25 protein-coding genes are annotated in these 26,824 nt (G+C 64.5%); 11 read left to right on the top strand and 14 right to left on the bottom strand.

From position 1 onward, the window contains the following. Both C491_RS07020 and C491_RS07015 read right to left on the bottom strand, forming a co-directional pair. Entirely contained in the window at positions 1 to 273 is a 273-nt protein-coding gene (locus C491_RS07020) for a hypothetical protein (RefSeq protein WP_005554828.1), read from the bottom strand. Positions 274 to 396: 123 nt separating this feature from the next. Next, positions 397 to 1,077 carry a class I SAM-dependent methyltransferase gene (locus C491_RS07015; protein ID WP_005554827.1) on the bottom strand — a complete coding sequence of 227 codons (681 nt, stop codon included), beginning with the start codon at positions 1,075 to 1,077 and terminating at the stop codon, positions 397 to 399. A 236-nt stretch (positions 1,078 to 1,313) separates the two neighbouring features. Between C491_RS07015 and C491_RS07010 the strand changes: the two genes are divergently transcribed. The 3 genes from C491_RS07010 (at position 1,314) to C491_RS07000 (ending at position 4,978) form a co-directional block, all read left to right on the top strand. Then, the gene (locus tag C491_RS07010) at positions 1,314 to 2,477 is read left to right on the top strand and encodes an extracellular solute-binding protein (RefSeq protein ID WP_005554825.1); all 1,164 of its coding nucleotides are present in this window, start codon (positions 1,314 to 1,316) and stop codon (positions 2,475 to 2,477) included. A 150-nt stretch (positions 2,478 to 2,627) separates the two neighbouring features. Then, a complete protein-coding gene (locus C491_RS07005) occupies positions 2,628 to 4,238 on the top strand; it encodes an ABC transporter permease (protein ID WP_005554823.1) in 1,611 nt (536 codons plus the stop codon). A gap of 161 nt (positions 4,239 to 4,399) precedes the next feature. After that, positions 4,400 to 4,978, top strand: coding sequence for a DUF7090 family protein (locus C491_RS07000; protein ID WP_005554822.1), 579 nt, complete (start codon positions 4,400 to 4,402; stop codon positions 4,976 to 4,978). Here C491_RS07000 and C491_RS06995 read toward each other — a convergent pair. The 5 genes from C491_RS06995 to C491_RS06980 form a co-directional block, all read right to left on the bottom strand. Continuing rightward, on the bottom strand, positions 4,975 to 5,763 hold the full coding sequence (locus C491_RS06995) for a DUF7089 family protein (protein WP_005554820.1): 789 nt from the start codon (positions 5,761 to 5,763) through the stop codon (positions 4,975 to 4,977). The two genes, C491_RS07000 and C491_RS06995, sit on opposite strands and share 4 nt — an antisense overlap. Then, positions 5,763 to 5,852 carry a hypothetical protein gene (locus C491_RS24365; RefSeq protein WP_449289267.1) on the bottom strand — a complete coding sequence of 30 codons (90 nt, stop codon included), beginning with the start codon at positions 5,850 to 5,852 and terminating at the stop codon, positions 5,763 to 5,765. The genes C491_RS06995 and C491_RS24365 overlap by 1 nt, the downstream gene beginning before the upstream one ends. 184 nt (positions 5,853 to 6,036) lie before the next feature. Then, the gene (locus C491_RS06990; protein ID WP_005554819.1) at positions 6,037 to 7,020 is read right to left on the bottom strand and encodes an OapC/ArvC family zinc-ribbon domain-containing protein; all 984 of its coding nucleotides are present in this window, start codon (positions 7,018 to 7,020) and stop codon (positions 6,037 to 6,039) included. Beyond that, on the bottom strand, positions 7,020 to 7,424 hold the full coding sequence (locus tag C491_RS06985; RefSeq protein ID WP_005554818.1) for a DUF2073 domain-containing protein: 405 nt from the start codon (positions 7,422 to 7,424) through the stop codon (positions 7,020 to 7,022). Before C491_RS06985 ends, C491_RS06990 begins: the two co-directional genes overlap by 1 nt. A 6-nt stretch (positions 7,425 to 7,430) precedes the next feature. Further along, positions 7,431 to 8,069, bottom strand: coding sequence for an Era-like GTP-binding protein (locus tag C491_RS06980; protein WP_005554817.1), 639 nt, complete (start codon positions 8,067 to 8,069; stop codon positions 7,431 to 7,433). Between the two features lie 1,167 nt (positions 8,070 to 9,236). Between C491_RS06980 and C491_RS06975 the strand changes: the two genes are divergently transcribed. After that, the gene (locus C491_RS06975) at positions 9,237 to 10,895 is read left to right on the top strand and encodes a Cdc6/Cdc18 family protein (protein ID WP_005554816.1); all 1,659 of its coding nucleotides are present in this window, start codon (positions 9,237 to 9,239) and stop codon (positions 10,893 to 10,895) included. Between the two features lie 94 nt (positions 10,896 to 10,989). Here the strand turns inward: C491_RS06975 and C491_RS06970 are convergent, their stop codons facing one another. Further along, positions 10,990 to 11,997 (bottom strand): S24/S26 family peptidase, encoded by a 1,008-nt coding sequence (locus tag C491_RS06970; RefSeq protein WP_005554815.1) that lies wholly within the window; start codon positions 11,995 to 11,997, stop codon positions 10,990 to 10,992. Positions 11,998 to 12,133: 136 nt separating this feature from the next. On the opposite strand from C491_RS06970, the gene C491_RS06965 reads away from it, so the two are divergent. After that, positions 12,134 to 13,795 (top strand): DNA-directed DNA polymerase II small subunit, encoded by a 1,662-nt coding sequence (locus tag C491_RS06965; protein WP_005554813.1) that lies wholly within the window; start codon positions 12,134 to 12,136, stop codon positions 13,793 to 13,795. Here the strand turns inward: C491_RS06965 and C491_RS06960 are convergent. Next, on the bottom strand, positions 13,792 to 14,229 hold the full coding sequence (locus C491_RS06960) for a hypothetical protein (RefSeq protein WP_005554811.1): 438 nt from the start codon (positions 14,227 to 14,229) through the stop codon (positions 13,792 to 13,794). The two genes, C491_RS06965 and C491_RS06960, sit on opposite strands and share 4 nt — an antisense overlap. Positions 14,230 to 14,449: 220 nt before the next feature. Between C491_RS06960 and C491_RS06955 the strand changes: the two genes are divergently transcribed. Further along, positions 14,450 to 15,628 (top strand): aspartate kinase, encoded by a 1,179-nt coding sequence (locus C491_RS06955; protein ID WP_005554809.1) that lies wholly within the window; start codon positions 14,450 to 14,452, stop codon positions 15,626 to 15,628. Positions 15,629 to 15,760: 132 nt separating this feature from the next. Beyond that, complete coding sequence (locus C491_RS21435) at positions 15,761 to 15,907, top strand: DUF1328 family protein (protein WP_005554807.1); 147 nt, start codon at positions 15,761 to 15,763, stop codon at positions 15,905 to 15,907. A gap of 148 nt (positions 15,908 to 16,055) precedes the next feature. On the opposite strand, the gene C491_RS06950 is transcribed toward C491_RS21435, so the two are convergent. Beyond that, positions 16,056 to 17,684 carry a long-chain fatty acid--CoA ligase gene (locus C491_RS06950; RefSeq protein ID WP_005554806.1) on the bottom strand — a complete coding sequence of 543 codons (1,629 nt, stop codon included), beginning with the start codon at positions 17,682 to 17,684 and terminating at the stop codon, positions 16,056 to 16,058. A gap of 225 nt (positions 17,685 to 17,909) precedes the next feature. Here C491_RS06950 and C491_RS06945 point away from each other — a divergent pair, with 225 nt between their 5' ends. Further along, entirely contained in the window at positions 17,910 to 19,259 is a 1,350-nt protein-coding gene (locus C491_RS06945; RefSeq protein ID WP_005554805.1) for a tryptophanase, read from the top strand. A 53-nt stretch (positions 19,260 to 19,312) separates the two neighbouring features. Here the strand turns inward: C491_RS06945 and C491_RS06940 are convergent, their stop codons facing one another. Beyond that, a complete protein-coding gene (locus C491_RS06940) occupies positions 19,313 to 19,678 on the bottom strand; it encodes a hypothetical protein (protein ID WP_005554804.1) in 366 nt (121 codons plus the stop codon). A gap of 61 nt (positions 19,679 to 19,739) precedes the next feature. Further along, positions 19,740 to 20,147 carry a GNAT family N-acetyltransferase gene (locus C491_RS06935; protein ID WP_005554803.1) on the bottom strand — a complete coding sequence of 136 codons (408 nt, stop codon included), beginning with the start codon at positions 20,145 to 20,147 and terminating at the stop codon, positions 19,740 to 19,742. A gap of 108 nt (positions 20,148 to 20,255) precedes the next feature. On the opposite strand from C491_RS06935, the gene C491_RS06930 reads away from it, so the two are divergent. Further along, a complete protein-coding gene (locus tag C491_RS06930; RefSeq protein ID WP_005554802.1) occupies positions 20,256 to 20,963 on the top strand; it encodes a TOBE domain-containing protein in 708 nt (235 codons plus the stop codon). 56 nt (positions 20,964 to 21,019) lie between these two features. On the opposite strand, the gene samp2 is transcribed toward C491_RS06930, so the two are convergent. Further along, complete coding sequence (gene samp2, locus C491_RS06925; RefSeq protein WP_005554801.1) at positions 21,020 to 21,238, bottom strand: ubiquitin-like small modifier protein SAMP2; 219 nt, start codon at positions 21,236 to 21,238, stop codon at positions 21,020 to 21,022. A 56-nt stretch (positions 21,239 to 21,294) separates the two neighbouring features. Beyond that, positions 21,295 to 22,389, bottom strand: a complete 1,095-nt coding sequence (locus tag C491_RS06920; protein WP_005554800.1) for a bactofilin family protein — start codon at positions 22,387 to 22,389, stop codon at positions 21,295 to 21,297. A gap of 164 nt (positions 22,390 to 22,553) precedes the next feature. Here C491_RS06920 and C491_RS06915 point away from each other — a divergent pair, with 164 nt between their 5' ends. Together C491_RS06915 and C491_RS06910 are read left to right on the top strand one after the other, a co-directional pair. After that, the gene (locus C491_RS06915) at positions 22,554 to 25,643 is read left to right on the top strand and encodes a replication factor C small subunit (RefSeq protein ID WP_005554799.1); all 3,090 of its coding nucleotides are present in this window, start codon (positions 22,554 to 22,556) and stop codon (positions 25,641 to 25,643) included. Between the two features lie 615 nt (positions 25,644 to 26,258). After that, on the top strand, positions 26,259 to 26,753 hold the full coding sequence (locus C491_RS06910) for a hypothetical protein (RefSeq protein WP_152421286.1): 495 nt from the start codon (positions 26,259 to 26,261) through the stop codon (positions 26,751 to 26,753). The last annotated feature ends 71 nt before the right edge of the window (positions 26,754 to 26,824 follow it).

The raw sequence follows: 26,824 nt of genomic DNA, 5'->3' as shown, positions 1-26,824 counted from the left end.
TTACTCGCCAGGGGCACCGAGGCCACCCATACAGCTCGGGCACCGACAGAGTCGTTCGTGCTGGGCGGGCGGGAGGTCGCGGCCCTCGTCGCGTTCCGCTGCGGACTGGTCGATCTCGCCCTCGTCCGTACCGTCACGTTCGATCGGCGTTTCGGCGGTCGTCTCGTCGTCGCTGGCTGCCGTCCCGAGGTACGTCGAGAATCCCGCACCGACTGCGGCGATGGCACCGAGAACGATCCCTCGTCGAGAGCGGAGTCGGCGAGACAGTGTCATACGTACCGATACCGGCACGGACCAGGTAAGCGTTATGCGGGGCTGTCCGCTCGAGCGGAAATCGGTGGACGTCCGAACGCTCGAGTGGAAATCAAGGGGTTCGACCGGAGCGTCGACCCGAAATCAGGGAGCGACCCCGACCGTGAGGAGGGTGCCGTACTCCCGGTAGCGTTCGACCATCGCCTCGCGAGTGTCCCACTCCTCGAGTGGGAACTCCGCCTCGCTGGGGATCGCGATCTCCCGGTCGGGGATGTTGTCCTGTTCGGCGACCGAGAGGCCCGCCGAGCGGAACGCCTCGCGGTACTGGTCGCGGTCCCAGCGGGTCATCTCGACGGCGATGTTGTCCTGCCACTCGTGGGAGTGGACGTTCTCCTCGTAGTAGTTGACCGCACAGTAGAACGTCCCGCCCGGCCGGAGGATGCGCGCAATCTCCTCGAGGGTCTCGTGGGGGTCGGCGGCGTAGTAGAACGCCTCCATTGACCAGACGTGATCGACGGAGTCGTCGGCAAAGGGCAGGGCGCCGAAGTCGCCGACGACGTAGCCGACCTGCGGATCGTCGGTGTAGCCCGCGGCGTTGTGTGCCATTTCGGGTGAGCCGTCGAGTCCGTAGATTCGACCGGCGTCCTTGGTGTCTCGCAGCGCACGACCCGCGTAGCCGCTACCACAGCCCAGGTCGAGAACCGTGTCGCCCGGTTCGACGGGCATCCGCGCGAGCGCGTGTTTGGCGGTGTGCCAGTGCCGTTCCTCCATTCCCCTGTCGCGACCGCTCGCGGCCCACTCGTCGAACTCCTCACGTACGCTCATACCGGCTGGTTTCCTCCAGAGGGTCAAAACCGGTTCGGCTCTCGCCCCGGAAGACGGGGATCACCGACAGGCTCTTTAGGCTTGCCTAAAAAGATCGACGTGGAGGTTTAGGTCGGCCGAAATCCGTGGGCATCGGATTCGGGCTAAACGGGAAGCGGTAGCTACCCCGACCTCTCGGTCCTTCTGACGGGAACAATCGGAAGGTATTAGTGTTTTAGGCCAGCCTAAAACTAGATATGCACCAGCGAGACGACGATCGAACGCAGCGAACGGCGACCGGACGGCGACGATTTCTCGCGGCGACGGGGGTATCGGTCGCAGGGCTCGCGGGACTCGCAGGCTGTCTCGGCGACGACGGCGAAAGCGCCGGGGCGGTCGCCGACGTCGGTCCCCGCGAGGCGTCGGTCGACTCCGAGGCCGTCTCCTGGGACGACCTGGGCGACCTCGAGGGTGAGTTGACGATCTACTCCGGGCGCACCCGAGACCAGATCGATCCCGTCTTCGTCGCGCTCGAGGAGGAGTACGACGGGCTGACGCTCAACGTCGACTACGACGACAACGACGTGCAGGTTAACCAGATCCTCCAGGAGGGTGACGCCGTCGCGGCGGATCTGATGTACTCACAGGATCCGGGCGCGCTGGCCGAGCTCGAGCGCGAGGGTGCCGTCCAGCAACTGCCCGAGGACGTCGTCGACGCCGTTCCGGAGAGCTACCGCGAACCGGACGGCTACTGGACCGGTGTCTCCGGTCGGGTTCGCTCGATTCTGTACAACACCGAGCGCTGGGACGGCGACGGCGACGACTTTCCGACCGACATCATGGAGTTTGCGACCGACGACCGATTCGAGGGGATCATCTCGACGCGACCCAACTCCGGAACCTTCCGGGGGTTCATTCAGGCGATGGTCGAACTCGAGGGCGAGGAGGAAACTCGCGAGTGGGTCCGAGCGATGGTCGAGGACCAGGACATCCAGCTGTTCTCGGGTGGCTCCGACCAAGCGGAGGCTATCGAGAGGGGTGGCGACGACGACCCGGTCGTCGCGCTCGGAAACAGCTACTACGCCGCCCGTATCCTCAACGAGGACCCCGACGCGCCGATCGACGTGGCGTTCACCGAGAACGATCCCGGCTGTCTGTTCAGCGTCGCGGGCGTCGGGGTCACGAACGACGTGGGGGATCCCGAGCTCGTCGCGGAGTTCGTCCGTCACCTGCTGGCTGAGGAGGGCCAGGAGTTCATGATGGACGCAAACGGAGAGTACCCCGTCGTCGAGGACGTCGACTACGTCGGCGACCTCCCCGACCTCGAGGAGCTCGAGCCGCCGGAGTTCGACTTGAGCGACTTCGACATGGATCTCGAGGAGGCCCAGGACCTCCTCAGCGAGGAAGGGATGACGGTCTGACGCGGCTGTAAGCATATACCCAATCAGAGACGCCGTGGCTACCGCTTTTCGGCTTCCCACACCTCGGGAACGCTTCGGGGGATTTAGGAGCGCCTAGCTCCAAGGGCCGACCACGTCCACGGCTCCGCCGATCCGGGCAGACGATCTACAATGAAACCACCTACGGACTATCTCGGTTCCTCGCGGAGACTCGAGTCGGTACAGGATCGACTCGGGAACACCGACCGTTCGATGACGATCCTGGCACTTCTGAGCGGTCTCGTCGCGTTTCTCGTCGTCTCCCCGATGTTCTGGCTGTTCTGGCAGGCGACGACGGTCGAGGCTACGCGCGCGTACGACCTCGTCGTCTCCTCGCGGACGGCCTGGATCACGTTCAACAGTATCACGCTGATGGTGCTCGTCACCGTGTTTTCGATCTTGCTCGGCGTTCCACTCGCCATGTTGACGACGAGAACGGACCTCCCGTACCCTCGACTCTGGACGATCGTCGCCGCGCTGCCGCTCGTGATCCCGAGCTACATCGGCGCGATCGCGTTCGCGGGGATGTTCGGTCCGGGCGGCGAAGTCGATACGCTGTTCGGTGCGACGATCCCGCGCGTCGACGGCCTGTCGGGAGCGGTGTTGATCATCACGCTGTACACCTACCCCTACGTGTTCCTGACGACCCGCGCCGCGTTGCTGTCGATGGACAACTCGCTCGTCGACGCGGCTCGGACGCTCAACGCCGGCCCCCTCGAGGCGTTCCGTCGCGTCACGTTCCCGCAGATTCGGCCGGGAATCGCGGCCGGCGCGTTGCTCGCGGCCCTCTATGCGATCTCGGACTTCGGAACGCCGGCGTTCATGCAGGCCGACGTCTTCACGAGCACGATCTACTGGGAGTTCAGCAATTTCGCCGTCGAGTACGCGGCGTTGCTCGCGCTACAGCTGATCGCGATCGTTGCGATCGTGCTCGTCATCGAAGCAGGCATTGGCCGCGACGAGGACGTCGCCGGCGGGACGGCGAAAGGGAGCGTCGTTCGCCTCGGCCGCTGGAAGTGGCCGGCGATGGGGTTCGTCTCGTTTATCGGGTTTCTTACGCTCGTCGTCCCGGTCGCGATCTTCACGAACTGGCTGTTCCGCAGCGAGGGCGATCCCATTCCGTCACTCGAGTTCCAGCCCGAGTTCGCGTTCAACTCGGTGTACCTCGCCCTGCTGGCCGCGCTGGTCGCGTGTCTTTTCGCGCTGCCGGTCGCGTACTACTCCGGCCGATCGAACTCGCTCGTCTCGCGGATCCTCGAGCGAGCGACCTACGTCGGGTTCGCCGTCCCCGGCGTCGTCATCGGACTCGCGCTCGTCTTCCTCGGTACCAGGACCCTCCCCTCGTTCTACCGGGAGGGCGTCGCCCTGCTCGTGTTCGCGTACGTCGTCCGATTCCTTCCACAGGCGGTCGGCACCGTCCGGTCGTCAGTCCTGCAGATCGACGATAAGACGATCGAGGCCGCCCGCACGCTCAACGCCGGGCGTCTCGAGACGTTCCGCCGGATCACGCTGCCGTTGATTATGCCCGGGCTAATCGCCGGCGGCGTCCTGGTCTTCCTGACGACGATGAAGGAGCTACCGGTGACCCTGATGCTCCAGCCCGTCGGAATGGACACGCTCGTCTCGATCATCTGGGGCGCACAGGACGCGCTGGCCTATCGGTACGCGGCCGTCCCCGCCCTCCTTTTGGTGGTGATCTCCGGGCTCTCGATGCTCGTGCTCCTCCGACAGGAGGAGGTGTAATCGACGGCCGAACGCTCCCGATCGTCAGCACGGCGATTCCGGTCTTCCCCCTCGTTTCGACTCGAAGAGGGGACCGACGGTGTGGTTCGGGAACGGCCGTCGCGTGCTGTGGGACGACATATCCTCAGTATTAAGTCGGTTCCGGCAATTGGTCACGCAGTATGGAGTACGAACTGGCGATCGAGGGGACGCCCGAGACGGTCCCCGGGGGAACCGGCATCCTTCTGTTGCACCCGAGTACCGGTGAGACCGACCGCATCGACACCGACTTTCTCAAGACCGATACCGACAACTTCCTCGTCATCTCCACCCGGACGACGGCACGGGAGGCCAAGCAAAAACTCGAGTACTACGACGTCGACGAGAACCGCGCCGAGATCCTCGACACGCTCTCCATCGAGCGCGGCTACTCGCGGCGGACCAGCGACACCGTCCACTACGTCGCCGCGCCCGACGACGTCGACGGCATCGTCGATCACATCGACGGCTTCCTCGAGAATCACGACGGCAAACTCCGGCTCAGCTTCGACTCGGTGACCGAACTCGCCTACTACGCCGGCGAGGAGCAAGCCCTCGAGGCCGCAAGCCGTATTCTCGAGCTGCTCGACGAACACGACGCCGTCGGGCTGTTCCACCTCTCGGAGGATCCCCACGACGAGGAACTCGTCGAGGAGTTCCGCGCGCTATTCGACGGCACGATCGATCTCGACGAGGACGGCAGCATCGACGCGACGTTCTAATCCTCGAGCGCGTCGAACGTCTTTTCGGCCCACGTTACCGCGTAGTCCGGCCCGTGATCCCGGTAGGCGTCGGTGTCGAGCGCGTCGAACGGCGCCGGGAGCTCGAGAGCGTGTTTGATTGCGGCGCAGGCCAGTTCGGTCGCGTCCGCGAAGTCGGTCTCACCGCGAGCGACCGCACCCGGAAGCCCCGAGACACGGTCCTCAAGGCGGGTTCCCGCGTCGTGCCAGGCGTCGGCCAGCTCCGGGTGCGTTCCGTCCTCGTCCCACGCTGCGAACACGTCGCGCGTGTGAAGCCCCGTCCAGCCGTCGTACAGCGCCGCGGCAATCTGGTAGGTGCCGGCCGGATCGAGCGCCGTCGCCTGCTCGAGGTTTCGGTACTCCTCTTCGAAGAACCCGAGGAAGTGTTCGGGAACCTCGAGTCCGACCTCGACGAGCGCCTCCGCGAGCAGAAAGTCGAGAAACGGTTCGGGCGACCCTTCGACGCGGGGTTTGACGATGACTGTCGGTGGGTCGGTCTGGTGGGTCCAGGTGATGCTCCCGTCGCCGGGCATTCCGACCGTGAAGTCGCTGCTCGCGTAACGGGCGAGGAGCTCCGGGGCATCCTCGGGGAGCCACGCGGCCGGGTACGTCGCCGGCTCGAGTGAGTCCACGAGCAGGCCTAGGTCCTCCGCCTGGGCAGGCGCGAGCGTCTCGAAGTCCCGATCGCAGTCGACGACGACGGCGTCGGGAGCGTGCTCCTCCCGGATCGCCGCAACCGGGGACGAGAGCTCTCGGGCGGTGAACATCAGACGAGAACGGTCTGGAAGATGATCAGCCCCGACAGCAGCGCCGACACGGTGATCGTCGCGAGAACGGCCTTGGTTGCAGTGCTCATGTTCGGACGCTATCGGTCGCGTCGCTTAAATCCATCTGTCTCGGCCGAAACCGCGAGACGCCAGGGTTTCTCGACCGATCGTCGTTCGCTGGCCACACCCCGAGTTCGACTGCAACTCGACTCGAAGAAGGGGCGACTCGAGGGGTGGTGGTGGCCGTCTACAGTCGAACCGAAGGGGTCGGCGTTACTCGTCGGCGTCGTCGTGCCAGGACTCCGGAACGTCAATGACGTACCGACCGTCCTCCTGGAGCGAGATGATGTACTCGTCGCGGTTGTACAGCTCCATGAGGTTGAGTTCGTACTGGCCCGGTCGGAGGATCTTGATGCTCTCGAACTGCTCGTTGAGTTCCGCGCGAAGTTCCTCGATCGACGGCTGCTCACCCGATGGCTCGCTGACGACCCGCCCGTGATCGGGCGTTTCCTCGCTCCCGCCGTCGTCGATGGGATCGACCTCGGTGATCGAGTCACCTTCGCCAGCTACGTCCGAACCGGTCGGGAGATCGTCGGCCGGGACCACCTCGCTGCGGGCGCTCGCCTGCGCGGAGTCCTCCGAGTCCGCCACCGCCGCCGTCTCGTGGTCGGGCTCGGAGCGCTCGCTCGAGGCGTCCGCGATCGGATCGGTCCGGTGGTCACTCGAGTTCAGTTCGGAGCCGGTGCGGTCGTCGGTGGCATCGCTGGCCGTGGATTCCGCAGACGGCGACGAGCGGTCCTCGGGGCGACGAGCCGAGTCGGGCCACTCGGTAAACGAGTCGTCCCCGTCGTCGCTCGCTCGGCCCCGATCTCCGGGGGACGTCGACCGCTCGTTCCGGGTCGGGTCGGACCCTCGAGAGTCACCGGTCGGCTGGGGATCAGCCGTGCCGGCGCTCGCCGTCGATCGGTCGGCTGCCGGTGGCTCCGGGGCGTCGGGAGCCGACTCGTCGGTCGGCTCCGAAGAAACCCAGCCGCGGACGGTTTCGGCCGCTCGAGAGGCGACGCCGTCGGCTTCCGCTTCGGTGGAATCGGCCGCTGGCGTTTCAGGGTCGGCATCTCCGTCGGCGCCGTCCTCGGCGCTCCGGTCCGAGTTCGGCGTAAACTGGAACTTGTTCCCGCCACAGTCGGGACAGCCCGAGAGCATCTCCTTCGAGCCGTCCGGAAACGTGTGGCCACAGTTCGTACACTGGTGTGGCATTAGTTACGGGATACGAGCGCGCTGATCAGCGTTTCGTCCTTGTGAAGGGTTTCGATCTGGTTGGCGGGCCCGATCACCGTCAACTTCGCCGCCGACTCGTTCGACCCCATGAGCCGGCCCAGCAGCGACGAGTCCTTCGTCTCCGACTTGGGGTAGGTCTCGATTTCGATGCCGTTGAATCCGGCGTCGGGGCTGATCTCGGCCATCGTCATCTCGATGAGCTTGCTCTCCTCGTCGGGGGTGAGCCCCTCCTCGAGGATAACGATGTTGCCGTCGTGAACGCCGTCGAGGATCATCCGGATCTTCTCCGTGGAGGCGAGGGTGTCCATCCGCTCGCCGCTGATGAGATCGATCTGTACGCCGTCGTTACCGTTGGGGTCGTCCGGGTTAGTTGCCTTGGGCACGACTGATCACCCGAAGTACTCCGCGATGTTGTCGTAGACCTCGTCCATGTTCTGGCCCTCCTTCGCGGAGAGCGGGACCGTCTTGTGCTGGGGGAACGCGTCCTCGATCCGTTTGACGCTCGCCTCGTCGAGGTCGATCTTGTTCGCGAAGATGAGAACCGGCAGATCGCGGGATTCGATGATACCGATCAGCATCGTATTGACCTGCGTGATCGGATCTTCCGCGCTGTCGAGAACGTAGATGACACCGTCGACGTCCTCCCGAAGCCAGTGCATCGCCTCGGCGACGCCTTCCGTGGCCTCGCGGGACCGACGGATCGCGTCGTCCTCCTCCATCTCGTCGGTGAACTCCTCGTAGTCCACCTTGGTGGTTACGCCGGGCGTATCGACGATATCGATCGAGACCGACCGTCCGTCACGTTCGATCTCGACGTCTTCCTTTCGCCGTGCGCGGCGTGTTTCGTGTGGAACGTGACTTTCGGTTCCGACCGCATCGCCGGTCCAGTCCCGTGCGATGCGATTCGCAAGCGTCGTCTTTCCAGCGTTGGGCGGTCCGTAGATTCCGATTCGTTTGGGTTGCTCGTCGGTAAACAACCGATCCGTAACCCGGGAGATACTATCTTTGAGTCCTGTTAACAGTCCCATCCTTGGCCCTCTGGCACCGCGAAGTGCGTCTGCGCGTACTACAAACTGAATTCACTTAAGCCTACGTCAGACGTGTAGAGAATTCGACTGCTGTGAAAGAGTTCCATGAAAGAAGATAGCAAATGACACTCAAAGTGCTGGAAGACAGGAGGATCGATTGCGTACCGGTCTACAAATAAGAAAGTCTTGGTGGTTGGTTTGTGGTGAGGTACTTCACGATGAGCAGAACGATCGGACGAGATGTTGGAACCCCCCCACCCCTTCGTTTCAACTGGAACGCTCCAAAGGGAGGGGGAGGGGAGGGTGCTTTGTGAAGGGAAGACTTTATCTACTCACAAGAAAAACGATATCCGTACTAGATCTAGAGAAGAGATATTTACTAGGCTTGTGCATCTAGTTACTAGCTCCTTACCGAACTTTCACTCTTAGTAACTAGTCTACAACTTTCATTACGGAACTCCCGTATATCGCTCGAGCTCCCCGAAATCACCCGATCAAGACTCGACCTCTGTCCCCTGTAGCTGTCTTCCCGTTTCTCCCACCCCACTCCCTCGTCGGTCTCCAGTCGAAACGAAGGGGTGGGGGAGGGGAACGCCACAACCAACCCCCCCTCTTCGACTCGAGAGCGACCGGCTTCCTTCGACGTCGAAGCTAATCTCTCCTCACCGGATCACCACCACTACCTCGGCTTCGGATCGAACACTCCGGATGAACGGATCCAGCAGGGAGTAATTACGGAGCCAAAACGATCGTCGAGCGCCTCGACGACTGACCGAACGAGAACTGCCGACCACGAGTATCAGTTCCATCCGAAGACTCCACGAGTATCGGTATCATCCCAAAGAGATCGAGTATTGTCGAACGGGGACTCGAACTGATAGCAGTGCGGTTCCGTCCGCCGCTGGAACCGGAGTCGATCCGAAACGCCGCCAGGATCAGCCGCCGGCTCCAACTCGATTCGCGGCCGGACCCGTCCAAAAAGAATCATATCCTACGTGAGTGAAAGGGAAGAATTTAATATCGCGGTGTTCCTCTGTTTCGTTTGCATCAACTGGATCCGAAACCGATCGCTATTCCGCTTGATCGGCCGCACTGGCCGTTCAAACGCTGTATCACTGCTTTCGGGTCCGTCTCTCCACACGAAACGAGGGGGTATCCCAACGACGGATGTCAGACGACAACTCAGAGCCGCCACGAACCGACGACGTCGAGGGCGAGACCGACGGGTTCTCGACGTCGCTCGAGGAGACGGCGATCGGCGACGAGGAACCGAGCCAGGGACTGTTCGACGACCTGCTCAGCGGCGAGCCGATCTTCGAGAACAAGGAGGTGCTGCGTCCGTCCTACACGCCCCACGAACTCCCCCACCGGACCGACCAGATCAACAAGATGGCGACGATCCTGGTCGCCGCACTCCGGGGCGAGACGCCCTCGAACATCCTGATCTACGGAAAGACGGGAACTGGAAAGACCGCGAGCGCGAAGTTCGTCAGCAAGGAACTCGAGAGCACCTCTCAGAAGTACAGCGTCCCCTGTGACGTCGAGTACATCAACTGCGAGGTGACCGACACCCAGTACCGCGTCCTCGCACAGCTCGCGAACAAGTTCATCGAGAAGAACGAGGCACGGATCGACCGAAAGATCGAGTCGCTCGAGGAGCGCCTCGAGGCGCTCGAGGAGTACGAAGCGAACGACGGTCGCGACGATTCCGCCGGCGAATCCGTCGAGGACGCAACCGGCTCCGTTCCGAACGACGACGTTTCGTTTGCAACCGACATCGAGTCGCCGTCGTCCGGTTCTCCAGTCGAAACGGAGGGGTCAGCCGAGCCGGCGGATTCGGACGTAGCCGACGGGGAACACCCGCTTGCGTCCACGCCGTTCTCTACTCGTGACGAGGTCGAGGACCGAATCAACTCCCTCGAGGAGGACAAGGAGTCGTTCCAGGAGGTACCGATGACCGGCTGGCCGACCGATCGGGTGTATAGCGTCTTCTTCGACGCCGTCGACTACGACGAGCGGGTCGTCGTCATCATGCTCGACGAGATCGACAAGCTCGTCGAGAAGAGCGGGGACGACACGCTGTACAACCTCTCGCGGATGAACTCCGAACTCGAGAACTCTCGCGTGTCGATCATCGGAATCTCGAACGATCTGAAGTTCACCGACTTTCTGGACCCCCGAGTCAAGTCCAGTCTCGGCGAGGAGGAGATCGTCTTTCCACCGTACGACGCGAATCAGCTCCGGGATATCCTTCAGCACCGAGCCAACGTCGCCTTCAAGGGCGATGCGCTGTCGGACGACGTGATCCCGCTGTGTGCAGCCTTCGCCGCCCAAGAACACGGAGACGCGCGTCGCGCGCTGGATCTGCTCCGAACGGCGGGTGAGCTCGCCGAGCGCTCCCAGGCCGAGACGATCGTCGAGAAACACGTCCGGCAGGCCCAGGACAAGATCGAACTCGATCGGGTCGTCGAGGTCGTTCGCACCCTTCCCACGCAGTCAAAGCTCGTCCTCTTCTCGACCATCCTGCTCGAGAAAAACGGCGTTCACAGCATCAATACGGGCGAGGTGTTCAACATCTACAAGCGCCTCTGCGAGGAGATCGACGCCGATGTCCTCACCCAGCGACGAGTGACCGACCTCATCAGCGAACTCGACATGCTCGGCATCGTCAACGCCGTCGTCGTCTCGAAGGGGCGCTACGGTCGGACCAAGGAGATCAGCCTCTCGGTTCCGATCGACGAGACCGAGGCGGTCCTGCTCTCGGACTCCCGACTGAGCAACATCGACGACATCCAGCCGTTCGTCCAGGCCCGGTTCGAAAACTGAGGGCCGAATTCGTCTCCGACCCTGACCTCATTCCGCTGATCCCACTCTTTCCCTCTCGCTGACCCCTCCGTTTCGACTCGAGCGACGCGGCCGGCTACCGTCGACGCCGCCGGCCCGCAGCCATCGCAGCACCCGTACCGGCCGCGGCGACGCCCGCCGCACCGACGCTCGCTCCGACCGCTCCGGCGCTCGAGACCGGCGTCTCCGTCCCGACCGTGTCCGCAACGGTCTCGAGACCCGGCTGCGGTGCGAGCATCCCACCGAGGATCGAATCGAACGTGAGTCGGACGTAACCGAGCCACGGAACCCGGAACGACGCCTTTCCGGTGATCCACCCGGGCTGGACGACGTCGGTGTTCGCGCCGCCGCGCTGATACTGGTCGTAGTAGGGGTTCGCGTCACCTTTCGTGATGAACCCGTCGTGGGCGGCCGGACAGGTTTGGAGCTGGTCACAGCTTGCACCGTCGACGTACTCGGGTTCGGCCCTGGTGTCGACCCAGTTCTCGCCCTCTTCGACCCAGAAGTGTGCACGATGTATCACCGGTGTCTGGTGAGCCTGCCCGTTGGGTTCGAAGACGACGACGTCACCGGCCTTGCCGAACTTCTCGTGGTCCTCGCCGTCCTCGTGTGTGACGACGCCGGTGTCTCCGGTCGAGTCGTCGCCGACGAAGCGGTCGTCCGCGACGACGAAGATGAGATCACCCACCTCCATGTTGGGTTCCATACTGCCACTCTCGACGGCGACCAGCGGCGGCCAGACGCCGCTGATCCCGAACAACAAGAGCCCGATCACCGCGACGATGGCGACGCTGCTCAGGATATCCCGGACGAGGACGACCGACTCGTCGTTCGTTCCGAAGAACCACCGGACGATCCCGTCGTCCTCGATCGAGACGTCGTCACTTTCGGACCCCGATCCGCTGCGCTGGACGACCGACTCCTCGTCCTCCGTTCCGACTCCGTTTCGAGGTCGGCCGTCGTTCGCCGACCTCGAGCCACGTGCCGGCTCGTCGGTCCCGTCCAGCGGGGCCTCGCTCGGGTCGTGGCGGCGTGGCTCACCGCTGTCGTCGCTCCTCTCGTCGCCGGAATCGGGACCGCTCATCGTCCCGTGTTATACCGGGCCCGGCCATCAAGGTTCTGTTCGTCACACCGACGATCGGGTTTCGTTCGTCACGCCGATCCCGCTCGCGAACGTCGACTCCGCTACGTTTTTGACTTCGCTCGCGAATGCGAGGGGTGTGCCACTCGAGGGACCCGCTCGGATCGTCAGCGAACTCACGAGTCGCGGCTACAACGCCGAGCGCGAGGCAGTGACGCGGATCGCCGCGACCGAGAACCCGGCGACGACCCTCGAGGCGGTTCTCGAGGACCTTCCCGACGACGCGCTGGTCGTCCGCTCGGAACACGTCGACTCGCTCCTCGAGCGAGCGCCCGTTTCCGACGGCGCTCGAACCACCGATCCGATCGGTTCGCCGACCGACGACGGCTCCGATTCGGGGGAATCGCCGATCGACGATGGCTCCGGCTCGAGCGAATCATCGGCCGGTGACGGCCCCGATCCGACCGAACCGTCAACTCGCGACACCTCCCCTTCGACTGGAGACGAACGACCGACTTCTCGACCGACGGCTGCCGGAGGTCCAGTTGAAACAAGGGGGGTTCAGGAGGGGAGCGGTCGGTCGGCCGATCCGCTCGAGCGCTCGCTCGAGATCGCCGGAGATATGACCGGTGAGAGCACGGGAACCGGCGAGTACGGGGACTTCGTCTCGGTGTTCCGGGACCGCCTCGAGCGGCTGGGATCGAAGCTCCGCGGGCGGGTCAATCACCGCCCGGCGACGGCGATCCAGTCGATGCCGGGCGGCAGCGAGGCCGGAATGGTTGGTCTGGTAAACGACGTGCGATCGACCGCGAGCGGTCACTGGCTGATCGAACTCGAGGACGCCACCGGAACGTTCCCGTGGCTCGTGATGAAGGATCGGGAGTACGCCGATCTGGTCGACGAACTGCTGTACGACGAGGTGGTGGCGATGGAGGGCACCCTCGCCGACGACTCGGGGATCGCGTTCGTCGATTCGATGTACTTTCCGGACGTTCCGCGCACGCACGAGCCCACGACGGCGGATCGCCACGTCCAGGCGGCGCTGATCAGCGACGTCCACGTCGGCAGCCAGGAGTTCATGAGCGAGGCCTGGAACCGATTTGCCGACTGGCTCCACACGCCCGAAGCCCAGCACGTCGAATACTTGCTGATCGCGGGCGACATGGTCGAGGGCGTCGGGGTCTATCCGAACCAAGACGAGGAGCTCGACGTCGTCGACATCTACGAGCAGTACGAGGCGTTCAACGAGCGGCTGAAACAGGTACCCGGCGACATCGAGATCGTCATGATCCCGGGCAACCACGACGCGGTGCGGCTCGCGGAACCCCAACCTGGCTTCGACGAGGAGCTGCGAGGGATCATGTCCGCCCACGACGCCCGGATCGTCAGCAACCCCTCGACGGTGACCCTCGAGGGCGTCTCGGTGCTAATGTATCACGGGGTCAGCCTCGACGAAGTTATCGCTGAACTCCCCGAGGAGAAGGCGAGCTACGACGATCCCCACCGGGCGATGTACCAGCTCCTGAAGAAACGCCACGTCGCGCCGCAGTTCGGAGGTCATACCCGACTCGCACCAGAGGAGAAGGACTACCTGATCATGGAGGAGGTGCCGGACATCTTCCATACGGGCCACGTCCACAAGCTGGGCTTTGGCAAGTACCACAACGTGCTCGCGATCAACTCCGGCTGCTGGCAGTCTCAAACCGATTTCCAGAAGAGCGTCAACATCCAGCCCGACGCCGGGTTCGCGCCGATCGTCGACCTCGATACGCTCGACGTGACCGTCCAGAAGTTCAGTTAGGACTCGAGACGAAACCGGACCGTCGAGGCACCATTAAACTGTGGGCCCGGGCCGTAGCGATCGAACCCCAACTCGTGAGCGGCGTCCTCGATGAGGTCGGCGTCGGTCGCGATCAGCACCTCGACGGCCATCCCCTCGCGCTCGGCGAACCGGACCGGCTCGGCAAGCAGTCGCTTACATGCCTCGGGCGTCCCGTCGAGCTGGGTGACGTGGACGGTGTCCTCGCGGGCGTCGAAGCTGACGAACCCCAGCAGGTCTTCCGGATCCGAGCCGCCGTACTGGGACTCCGAGACGTCAGCGTTCGGGTCGTGGGTGCCGTCCTCGGCGACTCGAACCGTCCGATCGTGAACCAGGTTCCGCATCACGTCGGTCGGGGAGTCGGCGATAGCCGCGAGCGCGTCGGCGTCCGCCTCGAGTGCGTCCCGTACGTTCATTAGAGTGTGGTAATGATACCCACAAATATAAATCCAGTTGGAATCGAGGCGTTCGAACGTGCGTCGTCTTCGACATCGACGCGGGAAGCGGACCGAGTCTGCGGGAAGCAGATCGGTGTGGGTAAAAATGCGGGCGATGAGACACAGTTATCTGCCCGCCCTTGCAACCACCTCGCATGAGTCAATTCACCAGGTTGCCGGCGGACCGTGAGGTGTCAGCATGCGGGTCGTAGCGAAGTTCGGCGGGACGAGTCTCGGTAGTGGGGACCGAATCAACCGCGCCGCGAACTCGATCGCCGCGGCCGTCGAGGACGGCCACGAAATCGCGGTCGTCGCCAGCGCGATGGGGTCGACCACGGACGAACTGCTCGACGAGATCACGTTCGAAACCGACGAGGCCGATCGAGCCCAGATCGTCAGCATGGGCGAGCGGACCTCGGTCCGGATGCTCAAGGCCGCACTGACCGCGCGGGGCGTCGACGCGGTCTTCTTAGAGCCCGGCAGCGAGAACTGGCCGATCGTCACCGACGAGCACGGCGAGGTCGACGTTCCGGAGACCCAGCGTCGCGCCCGCGAGGTCGCCGCCGACCTCGACGGAACGGTGCCGGTGATCACCGGATTCCTGGCCGAAGGACCGGACGGGTCGGTGACGACGCTCGGTCGTGGGGGCAGCGACACGAGCGCCGTGATGATGGGCAAGTACATGGACGCCGACGAGGTCGTCATCGTCACGGACGTCGAGGGCGTCATGACCGGCGACCCGAACGTCGTCGAAGGGGCCCGCAACGTCGGCGAGATCTCGGTCGACGAGCTTCGAAATCTCTCGTTTCGGGGTGCCGAGGTCGTCGCACCCTCCGCGCTGTCCTACAAGGAGGACACGCTGTCGGTTCGGGTCGTCCACTACCAGCACGGCGATCTCCTCTCGGGCGGCACGAGCATCGAAGGCGAGTTCGAGAACCTCGTCGACCTGCGCGAGCGCCCGCTCGCCTGCCTGACGATCGCCGGACGGGCGATTCGCAACCAGCCCGGCGTCTTCAACCACCTCTCGAAACCGCTCAGCGAGAGCGACATCAACGTCGACGCCGTCGCCAGCGGACTCGACAGCGTCACCTTCTACGTCGACGAGGAAGACGCCGAGCGCGCCGAGAACATCCTCCACCGCGAGGTCATCGCCCGCGACGAACTCTCGAGTGTCACCGTCGACGAGTCGCTCGCCGTCGTCCGCGTCACTGGCGGCGAACTGCCGAACCAGCCGGGGATCATCAGCGACATCGTCAACCCCCTCTCCGAGGCCCGGATCAACGTCCACGACATCATCACGAGCGCGACCAGCGTCGCCATCTTCGTCGATTGGGACGACCGTGAGGAAACCCTCGAGCTAACGCAGGGGCTCTTCTAACCCGCAAGACAGCCGTCCGACGGCGTCCGATCGCCCCTGTGGCGCTTCTCTCCCGCGAACCCGTTCTCGAAAAGTTACCGCATGGCAGATTCAGGCTCAACGCACTTTTAGTAACCCCTCCAAGGTAGAGGTATGCTAGAACTGGCAATCGTGTTCTTCGTCATCGCGCTGATCGCCGCGGCGCTCGGTGCGGGCGGCGTCGCAGGTATGTCCATGGCCATCGCGAAGTGGCTCGTCCTCGCGTTCCTGGTCCTGGCCGTGCTGTCGCTGCTGCTGTGACGGCAGGGCGGCACTGACAGGCGTATCGTCGCGGCAACCAATCCGATTCTTGCGGTCGCAACATCCGACAGTCGAGGGACCGTTCGGAGCCGTTCGGCCGTCGATCCGGTCTCGGTTCGTACTCGAGTCCCAATTGAAGCCGGATCGCCTATTCGTCCTCGAGCAGGCTCTCGGTTTCGTACTCCTCACGGAGCGTCTTCTTGTCGAACTTGCCGGTGGCGGTCTTGGGCACCTCGTCGATGCGGACGACCGCGTCTGGGGTCCACCAGTCGGGGTAGTCATCGGCGACGAACGCCTGAATCTCGTCGTGGAGTTCGTCCTCCTCCAGTTCGGCGTCGGCGGTGGGCACGACGAACGCGACGGGTCGTTCCTGCCACTTTTCGTGGGGGGCGCCGATGACGGTCGCCTCGCTGACGTCGTCGTGGGCCATGATGGCGTTCTCGAGTTCGACCGAGGAGATCCACTCGCCGCCGCTTTTGATCACGTCCTTCGCGCGGTCGACGATCTTGACGTAGCCGTCCTCGTCGACGGTGACGATGTCGCCGGTCTTGAGCCAGGACCCCTCGAAGTCGGCCTCGTTCGCCTCGGGGCGCTCGAAGTAGGAATCGGTGACCCACGGCCCACGAACGTAGAGCTCGCCGAACTCCTCGCCGTCCCACTCGACTTCCTCGCCGTCGTCGTCGACGACCTTGAACTCGAGGCCGGGGACGACCAGTCCCTGTTTGGCCTGCTTCTCGTAGCGTTCCTCGGCGGGCAGGTCCTCGAGGTCGGCCTTGAGGTGGGCGACGGTGCCAAGCGGGGACATCTCGGTCATCCCCCAGGCGTGGACGACCTCGACGCCGCGGTCGTCGAACTCGCGGATCAGGCTCTCGGGGGCCGCGCTGCCGCCGATGACGATCTGGTCGAGCGAGGAGAGGTCGGCTCCGTGTTCCTCGACGTACTCCAGAACACCGAACCACACTGTCGGCACGCCTGCGGTGATCGTGACGCCTTCCTCCTCGATGAGTTCTACCAGGTCCGCGGGATCGGGCGAGGGGCCGGGGTAGACGTGTTTCGCGCCCGCGGCGGTCGTCGAGAACGGCAGTCCCCACGCGTTGACGTGGAACATCGGGACGACCGGCATGATGACGTCGTCCTCGGCGATGCCCAGTCCCTGCGGGGTCAGCGTCATCATCGTGTGGCTCCAGAGCATCTGCTGGGTGTACTCGACGCCCTTGGGTTTGCCCGTGGTTCCCGAGGTGTAACACATCCCCGCCGGGCTCTCCTCGTCGAGTTCCGGCCACTCGTACTCGGCCGTCTGGGCGCCGATAAAGGACTCGTAGTCGGTGACCGGCTCGAGGTCGGTCTCCGGAACCGACTCGCCCATCACGACGAACTGCTCGACGCTCTCGAACGCTTCGGGATCGTAGGCCGCCTCGAGTGGCTCGAGCAACGACTGATCGACGAACAGCAGCCGGTCTTCGGCGTTCTCGACGATGTACTGGATGTGTTCGGCCGGGAGTAGCGGGTTGATCGTGTGGAGCTGACTTCCGATGTTTGGCACCGCGAAGTAGGCCTCCGCGTGGCGGTGGTGGTTCCAGCAGAACGTGCCGACGCGGTCGCCGTACTCGATCCCAGCGTCCTCGAGGGCGTTCGCCAACTGCCGAGTGCGGTCGCCGTACTCCGCGTAAGTGTTGCGGACGATCCCGTCGTGGGTTCGCGAGACGACCTCCTGGGCGGGATGCAGTCGTTCGGCGCGCCAGAGGAACGGTCGCAGCGTCTGGTCGTAGCCAGCCATACTCGACAATTATTATCGGGGTTTAATAATGGCACGTCTATCGAACAGTACGCTTACATTGTTTCGCGGAGCGTTGCTTCGGAGAACACCTCGGTCCGCGAACCCGTCTGCTGATGGCGGTATTCGGCCGTCGAACGCCGAATCGATCCGCCGAGGGTCGATCCGAACCGTTCGTGAGCACGTTCCGTCACTCGAATTGAACTGCGCGGCTCTCGAAGGGGTTGTATGGTCGGATACAAGTCGAAAGTCGCCGAGCAGATCCACCTCCCCTCGAGGACGAAGCGCGAGCGCGCCCTCGAGGAGGCCGGATACAACGTCTTCAATCTCGACTCGGAAGACGTCTTTATCGATCTGCTCACCGACAGCGGGACGGGTGCGATGAGCGACGAGCAGTGGGCGGCGCTGTTCCGGGGCGACGAGGCCTACGCGGGCTCGCGCAGCTTCGGCGAACTCGAGGACGCCGTCGCCGACGTGATGGGCTTTTCGCACGTCGTCCCGGCCCACCAGGGCCGGGGCGCGGAGAACGTCCTTTACGGCAGCCTCGTCGAAGAGGGCGACGTCGTTCCGAACAACACCCACTTCGACACCACGCGGGCCCACATCGCAAACCAGGGTGCCGACCCCGTCGACTGCCCGGTCGACGACGCCCGCGACCCCGCGGCCGACGGCCCGTTCAAGGGGAATACCTCGCTCGAGCGCGCCCGGGCGGTCGTCGAGGAGCACGGTCCCGAGCGGGTTCCGGTCGTCGTCCAGACGATCACGAACAACTCCGCGGCGGGCCAGCCCGTCAGCGTCGAGAACTCCCGAGCGGTTCGCGAGTTCGCCGACGAGATTGGCGCGTCGTTCGTGATCGACGCCTGCCGGTTCGCCGAGAACGCCTACTTCGTCACCGAGCGCGAGGACGAGTTTGCCGACGCCTCGGTCGCCGACGTCGCTCGCGAACAGCTCGGCCTGGCCGACGCCGTCGTGATGAGCGGAAAGAAAGACGGGCTCGCCAACGCAGGCGGGTTCGTCGCCACCGACAGCGACGCGCTGTACGAGTCCTGCAAACAGCGGGCGATCCTCTACGAGGGGTTTCCCACCTACGGCGGGATGGCAGGTCGGGATATCGCCGCGATGGCCGTCGGTCTCCGAGAAGCAGTCGACGAGGCCTACGTTGCCGACCGCGTCGGACAGGTCCAGGAACTCGCCGACGCCCTCGAGTCCGTCGGCGTGCCGATCTACACGCCCGCGGGCGGACACGCGGTCTACCTCGACGCCGGCGCCTTCCTCTCCCACCTCGAGCCCGAGGCGTTCCCGGGCCAGGCGCTGGTCTGCGAGCTCTACCGGGAGGGCGGCGTCCGTGGGGTCGAACTGGGCAGCTTCGCGTTTCCCGACACCGACCGACCCGAGCTCGTTCGGCTGGCGCTGCCCCGCAGGACCTACCACCGCGAACACCTGGAACACGTCGCCGAGACGGCTGCCGCGGTCCTCGAGCGACGTGAGGACGTCTCCGGACTCGAGATCGAGGAGGAGCCGGAGATGGCCGAGATCCGCCACTTCACGGCGACGCTCGAGCCGACGGGCTCCTCCTGAGCCGAGCGAACCGCGACGGTACCGCGAGAAAAAGCCGAGAAGCGAAACCGCGACTACCGCGAGACGGCGTCTCGAGCGCGGTCGCGGAACGTCGGCTCCGGCTCGGGTTCGGGCTCCCCGGCGAGCTTTCGTTTCGCGACCGAACGGACGCCCTGCCTGGCGGCCTCGGGTTGGGCGGCGCTGGCCAGCCAGTCCGGAACCTGCGACTCGATCTCCTCGCGCTTTTCGGCCTTGAGCTGGCTGTACTTCCGGAGCGTGATACCGACGCCGAGGAAGAGGGCGGCGTCGATCAGCTCCCGCCGGAACCGGTTTCGGTCCTTGTAGACGACGATCGCCTTCGCGAGCGAGAGCAGCCCGATCGCGATGTACAGCTTCGAACTCTTCGACGGGTCTCCGCTGAGCATCCGTTGGAGCGCCATGCGACGGATCGTACCACGCTCTCGGTGTTAAACTTCCGCCGGCACGAGACGGGGACGCCCCTCACTCGCCTCGGTCCGCCACGGCGACGCCGCGGTGTCGGTCCTCGCCGATCGGTTCGATCGCGAACTCGAGCACCTCGTAGAACGGCCGGACGCCGTCGTCGAACCGCGCGGTGAGCCGACGCTCGCGCTCGAGCGCTCGCTCGACCAGTCGTCGACCGATCCCCCGACCGCGGTGGCGGCGGCGAACACCGACGCTCGCGACGTGGGCGCCTCGCTCTCGGGGCTCGAGCACGAGCGCGCCCAGAAGCCGTTCATCGGTTCCGTCGGATCCGCCCCGCCAGTCGCCGGCGACGAGGACGTCGCCGTCCCCGATCCGACCCTCGACGTCACCCGGCTCGAGCATCGCGGCGTCCAGTATCCGCCGGACCTCGAGGGCGTCGTCGGGGCCCGCGACTCGGACGTGCATCGGTCGGTCGTACGTCGCTGTTCGCCAACAGTCCGTCGGTCACATCCTCGACGAACCCGGACGTTTATCGACCGCGGGCTGGTCTGTCGGATCACGCGAGGAGGAACGATGGGGATCCAGAAGGACTTCAGCACCAAGCTCTCGGCGGGTAACCTCACGATTGACCGCCGCGACATCGAGATGCTCGAGGCGATCGACCGGCAGGGATCGTTACACGGCGCGGCCGAGTCGCTCGGCCGTTCCTACGCGCGACTGCAGAATCGGGTCGTCGAACTCGAGGACGAACTCGGCGAGCTCACGGAGCGAACGCGGGGCGGCCGCGACGGCGGCGGCACCCGACTGACGGAGACCGCCTACGAGCTTCGCCGGCAGTTCGACCGCCACGAGAGCGAACTCGACGGCGTGGCCACCGCGACGGAGTCCGTCTTTCGCGGCACCGTGACCGAACGAACCGGCGAACTCGCGACCGTCGAGACCGCCGTCGGCCCGGTTACGGCGCTCGTCCCGCCGGGCGCACGCGAGGTGCAGGTCGCGGTTCGGTCGGACGCCGTCGTCCTGACGGATCCGACGGAGACGCCCGAACCCGACGGAACGAGCCTGCGGAACCGGTTTTCCGGGACGGTCGCGGCGATCGACGACGGCGAGGCGATCGCCAGCGTCACGCTTTCACTGGCCGAGGGAATCGACCTCGAGGCGCTCGTCACGCGCTCGAGTCGCGAGCGACTGGGGCTCGAGCCGGGTCGCGAGGTCGTCGCCTCCTTCAAAGCGACCGCGGCGCGGGCGACGGCGCTCGAGCCGATCGAGGTCGAGGAGTAGGGATGCTCGATCTCGGGGAGCAACGACGCCTGAAACCGAGGAGTAGCGATACGGGGTCAGCCTCCTTTGATCAGTCGGAGGACGGTCACGCGCTCGCTCTCGACGGGTTGGTCCTCGGGGACGGGACGGCCGTCGACCAAGACGCTCACCTCGTGAGGGCTGAGATCGACCGCCCGGAGCAGGTCCGCGTAGGTCGGCTCGGGGGCGTCGGTCGCCACCTCCTCGAGTTCGAGTTCGTGGCTCCCCTCACCCTTGACATCGACGGTGACGCGCATGGCGGTGTTTGCTCGAGAGTGGACTTGAGCGCGTCGACTGCGAGTGTGTCCGAGGTTCAGTCGCCCGCCGGCTCGTCGGGCCCGATCCGATCGCGGTGCTCGGGCTCTCGAGTCCCCGGCGTTCGTCGGCGCGTGTACAGCCCCCAGGCCAGCGCACCCAGCCCGAGCAGGAGGATCAGGACGTTCAACAGCCCGCCCACAAACGGGAGCTGGGCGAGGATCGCTCCGCCGATCATGCCGACGACCAGCGCGAGCCATCGGTTCTCGAGGTCGGCGTACCCCAGCAGCCAGGCGGCGACGGCGAACCGCCCGTAGACGATCCCGACCCAGACGACGAGGGCGAACGCGAACCCGCCGACGATCGAGAACGGGATGCCGATGATCGTGATCGCCGCGGCGACGAGCAGGATCGGCACCCCGATCAGCACCCCGAAACCGACCGCGCCGGTCCGAAGGGGGTCGGTCGCGACCCGTTCGGCGACGCCGTCGGAAAAGCGCGGGAACAGCGCGAGCAGGGCGGCACCCAGCAGCAGGTTCAGCGCGAGGGTATACAGCGAAACCAGCCACGACGCCAGCGGTTGCAGCGTCGGCGCGATGTCGAACCCGAGTGTGGAATCCTCGGTGATCGAGCCCGCGACCGCGTCGGTGTTACCCTGCAGGTCGCCGTTATAGCGCAGGTCGCCCGCGATCGATGCTCCCTCACCCAGGGTGATCGTCTCGGCGCCGATCGCCGCGTCGCCCTCGAGGGTGCCGTCGACGACAACGTTCCCCGCCCCGGCGGTAAAGTCGCCGCCGACGGTTCCGTCCTCGCCGACCGCGACGTTGCCCGCTCCGACGTCGACGTCGCCGGCGACGGTGCCGTCGATCGTTACGCTTCCCGACGCGGTCTCGAGGTCGCCACCGACCTCGCCCCCGCTCTCGATCCGGACGTCGCCGGCCGCGGCCGAGACGTCGCCCGTCACCGTCCCCTCGACGACGACGGTGCCGGCGACGGCCTCGAGGTCCTCGATCGTCTCTCCCTCTTCGACGACGACCGTCCCGCCGACGGTCGACTCGGACTGGGCGGCGACCCCCGTTGGCACCGCACCGAGGAGGACGACGACGAGTAGAACGACGGCGAGTCGCTTCGGGACGGACGTTTCGGTCCCCATAGGCTCTTCACATCGTGTGAGATGAAAAACATGACACCCGCTCTCTTCGGTTCGAGGGGGTCAGCACGGAACGTCCTCGAGTCGGACGACGGAATCGAACCGGCACGTCGACGACGGCCGCGGCCTTCGGTCGTTTTATCTTTCGGCTACCCCTCGTGGTGGGTATGAGCGAGGCCGACGCCGAGGCGGCGGAGCCGACTCCCGGCAAGACCGAAGTCTGGATCGAGAAGTATCGCCCGGAGCGGCTCGACGAGATCAAGGGCCACGAGAACATCGTGCCGCGCCTCCAGCGCTACGTCGAGCAGGACGACCTGCCCCACCTCATGTTCGCGGGGCCAGCCGGAACCGGGAAGTGCGTCACCGGCGAGACACCGGTGCTGACGAACGAGGGCGTCGCCCCTATTTCAGCTGTCGTCGGAGAAGTCGATGGATTCGACGAACCTGACGAAGATCTTGAGATACTGACGTACAGTAACGACGGCTCGTTCGAGTATGTCTCTCCGTCACACACATTCTCGAAAGAGGCGGCCGAACTCGTTTCGGTCAAAACACGAGACGGAAACGAGTTCACGGTCACACCGGAACACAAACTCCTCATTGCAAACGAGTCGGGTCTCGAGTGGCGAAAGGCCGGGTCGCTCTCCGGTGAAGAGCGGATCGTCCGCCCGCTGGAAACACCGGTCGCCGACGACTCGGATACGTCGCTCAACTGGCTTTCGTCGATGGACGCCAACCGGACGTTGGTCACCGTTTCGGAGTCGTTTGCCATGCGATACGAGATTCCGGCCGAAGAAAATTTTGTCGGACAGAAGAAGACGGTACTCGGTTGCCTTCGTCGCGGTTATACGGTCGAGGAAATCGCTGCCGAGCACGATATTTCGCCGAAAACTGCTGCGAATTACGCGCGAACGGTATCGATCGACCTCGAAGAAGCCTCGACAACCTGTTCTCTCGGCTATCTCCGATCACTCGACGTCGAGGAATCGGAACTTCGATCTCAGGTCGAATCGGTCCGCTACGTAACACCGTTCAACAGGCGGTCCAGTCCGATTGTGCCTCCATGGGAACTTACGCCGGAGCTAGCACGTTTCATCGGTCTCGCGGTCAGCGAAGCGCGTATCGAGAACGGCCGCATCAAGTTCTACAACACCGACGAAGCACTCCGTGAATCGTTCGAACGACTCGCACAGGATCTGTTCGACGTCGAGACGACCCGCGGCCTTCAAAAAGATGTTCCATACGTGGAACTTCGAACCAAGTCGCTCCACCACTACCTCGAGTCGTGTTTCGACATTTTCGGTGATTCGTCGACGTCCGCGGTTGGGTCAACCTTGATCCACGCTCCGGCAGACGCTCGCGCGGCCTTCCTGCAAGCCGTCTTCGATTCGGAAGCCTACGTCGCGGAACAGGCAACGGTCGAACTGACACAGAAGGATAAATCACTCATCACGCTCTGTTCGTACCTGCTCGCCTCGTTCGGGATCCCAGTACGGCGAAAACGGGACGAAAAGGTGGCGACAAACGGCTCTGGGACGACTCGCGAGTATCACACACTGTATCTCTCTGGAGTTTCGGCGCTTTCTCAATTCGAGGACACCATCGGATTCACTATCGACTACAAGTGCGACCGACTCGCCGACGTTACAGAAGGTATCGGAAATCCGAACCACGATACAATTCCCGCTCAGAATGCCGTCGACGACCTGTGCCAGACTCTTTCCCTAACGAAAGAACCGCTGGTCACCGGCTCGTTGAATCCCGAAAACCCTGGCCGTGAATCCTATCTCGAGGACATCGACCGCGTTTTCGAGGCGGCATCCGCCCGTCTCGAGGCGGCACAGAAGGTAAAACAGGATATCGAACGAGTTCGTGGCGATATCCAGTCAGTGAGTGCCGTGCCAGCGACGTGGGTCGATCAGCGGAGCGAACTGGAACCGCTCGAGTCGCGAAAGCAGATCCAGGTAGCGACCGGAATAAGAAGCGATCGCCTGCTCGAGTACTCGGACGGGCGGCGATCGCCAGTTGCGAGCCGTGCAGGCGAGTTGCTCGTCACGCTCGCATCGCGTACCGAGACGCCGAACACCGTCTCCGTCCAAGAATCGCTACGGGAGGCGATCGACTCGCTCAGTGTCTCGGACAACCGAATCGCCGACGGCACGAAACTGACCGGGATGGACGTGCGGAACCTTCTCGAGAACGACGATCACGATCTCGCGTCGCTGCCGCGATTCGAGACCGTTTCTGGTCGAATTCTCGACGTCGCCTCGGAAATGTGTTCGATGGAAGTCGTCGAACAGCTGGCTGCACTCGACCGTCTTTCGCGAGAGACGCTCTATTTCGACCGAGTAACCGACATCGAGCGAGTGGAAGACGAGCGTCGCGTCTACGATCTCACCGTCCCCGGAACGCGGAACTACGTCGCAGGTGACGTTCCGACCGTTATGCACAACACGACCGCAGCCCAGGCCATCGCCCGCGAGGTCTACGACGACGACTGGCGCGAGAACTTCCTCGAGCTGAACGCCTCCGACCAGCGCGGGATCGACGTCGTCCGCGATCGGATCAAGGACTTCGCCCGCTCGTCGTTCGGGGGGTACGACCACCGAATTATCTTCCTCGACGAAGCCGACGCGCTGACGAGCGACGCCCAGTCGGCGCTGCGACGGACGATGGAGCAGTTCTCCAACAACACCCGCTTCATCCTCTCGTGTAACTACTCGAGCCAGATCATCGACCCCATCCAGTCGCGGTGTGCGGTCTTCCGGTTTACCGAACTCACCGAGGACGCCGTCGAAGCGCAGATCCGCGACATCGCCGAAAACGAGGGGATCGAGGTCACCGACGACGGGGTCGATGCGCTCGTCTACGCCGCCGACGGCGACATGCGTAAGGCGATCAACGGCCTCCAGGCCGCGGCCGTGATGGGCGAGGTCGTCGACGAGGAGACCGTCTTCGCGATCACCTCCACCGCTCGACCCGAGGAGGTCGAGGCGATGGTCGACCAGGCCATCGACGGCGACTTCACGGCCGCCCGCGCGGCCCTCGAGGATCTGCTGACCGAACGCGGGCTGGCTGGCGGGGACGTTATCGACCAGCTTCACCGTTCCGCGTGGCAGTTCGACCTCCCCGAGAAGGCGACCGTGCGGCTGCTCGAGCGACTCGGTGAGGTCGACTACCGGATCACGGAGGGCGCGAACGAACGGCTCCAGCTCGAGGCGATGCTGGCGTCGCTGGCCCTCGAGAACGAGAACTGAACGCGACGTTCGGTATCGGTAGCCGGGGCTGCGAGTTCGTTATCCAGTGTGGCCGTGAACCTCGCGTTCCGTACAGGTGGACTACGTCTCAGTTCGGTCCGACCACTCTTTCTGCGGAGGCGCGCGCTGTCGACCGGCCGAACGCCAGTGAGGGTGGTCAACGATGCTGCGCGAGGGATGAGCGAGGGAGCAACGCGACCGAGCGAGTCGGCTGGGGAGGACGTGGCGATCCCCTGTGTTCGTGCGAGCAGAACCTGCTACTCGTCAACAACACCACGAAAGCCCCTGACCCGCTCGAGGACTGCGGCTCGCTGCGCTCCTCGGTCGCTTCGCTCTCTGCGGTGCTTGCATCCCCTCGCACCTCGAGCAGCGGGAGAGCTTCGCTCTCCCGAGCATCGCGGACGCGAAGCGTCCGCTCAACGCGTCAGCCCCTTTCAGTCCCACCCCGAAGCGGTTGGCCAGTACTGCAGACTCGAGGCCGGACGGTCCAGACGCACGTGTAGTGACCGAACTGCCCAACGGAGTCCCAGATCCGTTTCTGAAAGAAGAACCACGCTACTGGTATCGATCCGTTCGACGTAGCTTTCGCAGTTCGGAATGTACCGCTCGCCAGCCATGTCTCCCTCGACCGGCGGAATCGCCGTTCTCCTCGCCGTCGGCGCTGGCTGTCTCGCGCTCGCGATCGCCTCCCTTCGGTCCGGAAGCTGGACGCGACGGCTATACGGCCTCGAGCCGGACAATGATGCGAGCGCTCGAGCCAACGCTGCCGTCCTCGGGATCGTCGGCGTCGGACTGTTCGCGCTGGCCGGGGCGATCGTCCTCGAGCTTCCGTCTGCGATCGTCAGGAGGGCGACGATCCTCGCAAGCGCGCTGTTGAGTTTCGTTCTCGGGTGGCTCGTCGCGGTTCGCGATCGTCGGGAACTGCTGACCACGCCCGACGTCGACCGGAAGACTGGCCGTCGGCTGGGGTTCGTCGTTATCGGCTGTGGCGTCCTATTGCTCGCGTTCGTTCCCCTCGTCTGGCTCGAGGTCGACGACGCCGTCGTCGCTGTCGGCGCGCTGGCGAGTACGTTCGACGTCCTCCTGGCGGTGGCGTTTGCCTACCGCTGACGCCCGCTTGCGAGGGAGGTCGATCGACGTTCCGAGCCCGAGACCGCCGCCGTTAGGCGATCTATCCCGAA

The organism is Natronococcus amylolyticus DSM 10524 (genome assembly GCF_000337675.1).
In the GTDB taxonomy this organism is placed as follows: Archaea; Halobacteriota; Halobacteria; order Halobacteriales; family Natrialbaceae; genus Natronococcus; species Natronococcus amylolyticus.
This window is presented reverse-complemented; position numbering and strand designations above follow the sequence as displayed.

What these genes read in the sequence shown, in the direction of transcription:
- C491_RS21435 (WP_005554807.1), top strand. Translation starts at nt 15,761, where the DNA reads ATGCTAGAACTGGCAATCGTGTTCTTCGTCATCGCGCTGATCGCCGCG.
- C491_RS06975 (WP_005554816.1), top strand. Translation starts at nt 9,237, where the DNA reads ATGTCAGACGACAACTCAGAGCCGCCACGAACCGACGACGTCGAGGGC.
- C491_RS07005 (WP_005554823.1), top strand. Translation starts at nt 2,628, where the DNA reads ATGAAACCACCTACGGACTATCTCGGTTCCTCGCGGAGACTCGAGTCG.
- C491_RS06935 (WP_005554803.1), bottom strand. Translation starts at nt 20,147, where the DNA reads ATGCACGTCCGAGTCGCGGGCCCCGACGACGCCCTCGAGGTCCGGCGG.
- C491_RS06990 (WP_005554819.1), bottom strand. Translation starts at nt 7,020, where the DNA reads ATGCCACACCAGTGTACGAACTGTGGCCACACGTTTCCGGACGGCTCG.
- C491_RS07010 (WP_005554825.1), top strand. Translation starts at nt 1,314, where the DNA reads ATGCACCAGCGAGACGACGATCGAACGCAGCGAACGGCGACCGGACGG.
- C491_RS06930 (WP_005554802.1), top strand. Translation starts at nt 20,256, where the DNA reads ATGGGGATCCAGAAGGACTTCAGCACCAAGCTCTCGGCGGGTAACCTC.
- C491_RS06910 (WP_152421286.1), top strand. Translation starts at nt 26,259, where the DNA reads ATGTCTCCCTCGACCGGCGGAATCGCCGTTCTCCTCGCCGTCGGCGCT.
- C491_RS24365 (WP_449289267.1), bottom strand. Translation starts at nt 5,852, where the DNA reads ATGAGCACTGCAACCAAGGCCGTTCTCGCGACGATCACCGTGTCGGCG.
- C491_RS06995 (WP_005554820.1), bottom strand. Translation starts at nt 5,763, where the DNA reads ATGTTCACCGCCCGAGAGCTCTCGTCCCCGGTTGCGGCGATCCGGGAG.
- C491_RS07015 (WP_005554827.1), bottom strand. Translation starts at nt 1,077, where the DNA reads ATGAGCGTACGTGAGGAGTTCGACGAGTGGGCCGCGAGCGGTCGCGAC.
- samp2 (WP_005554801.1), bottom strand. Translation starts at nt 21,238, where the DNA reads ATGCGCGTCACCGTCGATGTCAAGGGTGAGGGGAGCCACGAACTCGAA.
- C491_RS06980 (WP_005554817.1), bottom strand. Translation starts at nt 8,069, where the DNA reads ATGGGACTGTTAACAGGACTCAAAGATAGTATCTCCCGGGTTACGGAT.
- C491_RS06920 (WP_005554800.1), bottom strand. Translation starts at nt 22,389, where the DNA reads ATGGGGACCGAAACGTCCGTCCCGAAGCGACTCGCCGTCGTTCTACTC.
- C491_RS06950 (WP_005554806.1), bottom strand. Translation starts at nt 17,684, where the DNA reads ATGGCTGGCTACGACCAGACGCTGCGACCGTTCCTCTGGCGCGCCGAA.
- C491_RS07000 (WP_005554822.1), top strand. Translation starts at nt 4,400, where the DNA reads ATGGAGTACGAACTGGCGATCGAGGGGACGCCCGAGACGGTCCCCGGG.
- C491_RS06970 (WP_005554815.1), bottom strand. Translation starts at nt 11,997, where the DNA reads ATGAGCGGTCCCGATTCCGGCGACGAGAGGAGCGACGACAGCGGTGAG.
- C491_RS07020 (WP_005554828.1), bottom strand. Translation starts at nt 273, where the DNA reads ATGACACTGTCTCGCCGACTCCGCTCTCGACGAGGGATCGTTCTCGGT.
- C491_RS06940 (WP_005554804.1), bottom strand. Translation starts at nt 19,678, where the DNA reads ATGGCGCTCCAACGGATGCTCAGCGGAGACCCGTCGAAGAGTTCGAAG.
- C491_RS06915 (WP_005554799.1), top strand. Translation starts at nt 22,554, where the DNA reads ATGAGCGAGGCCGACGCCGAGGCGGCGGAGCCGACTCCCGGCAAGACC.
- C491_RS06955 (WP_005554809.1), top strand. Translation starts at nt 14,450, where the DNA reads ATGCGGGTCGTAGCGAAGTTCGGCGGGACGAGTCTCGGTAGTGGGGAC.
- C491_RS06960 (WP_005554811.1), bottom strand. Translation starts at nt 14,229, where the DNA reads ATGAACGTACGGGACGCACTCGAGGCGGACGCCGACGCGCTCGCGGCT.
- C491_RS06945 (WP_005554805.1), top strand. Translation starts at nt 17,910, where the DNA reads ATGGTCGGATACAAGTCGAAAGTCGCCGAGCAGATCCACCTCCCCTCG.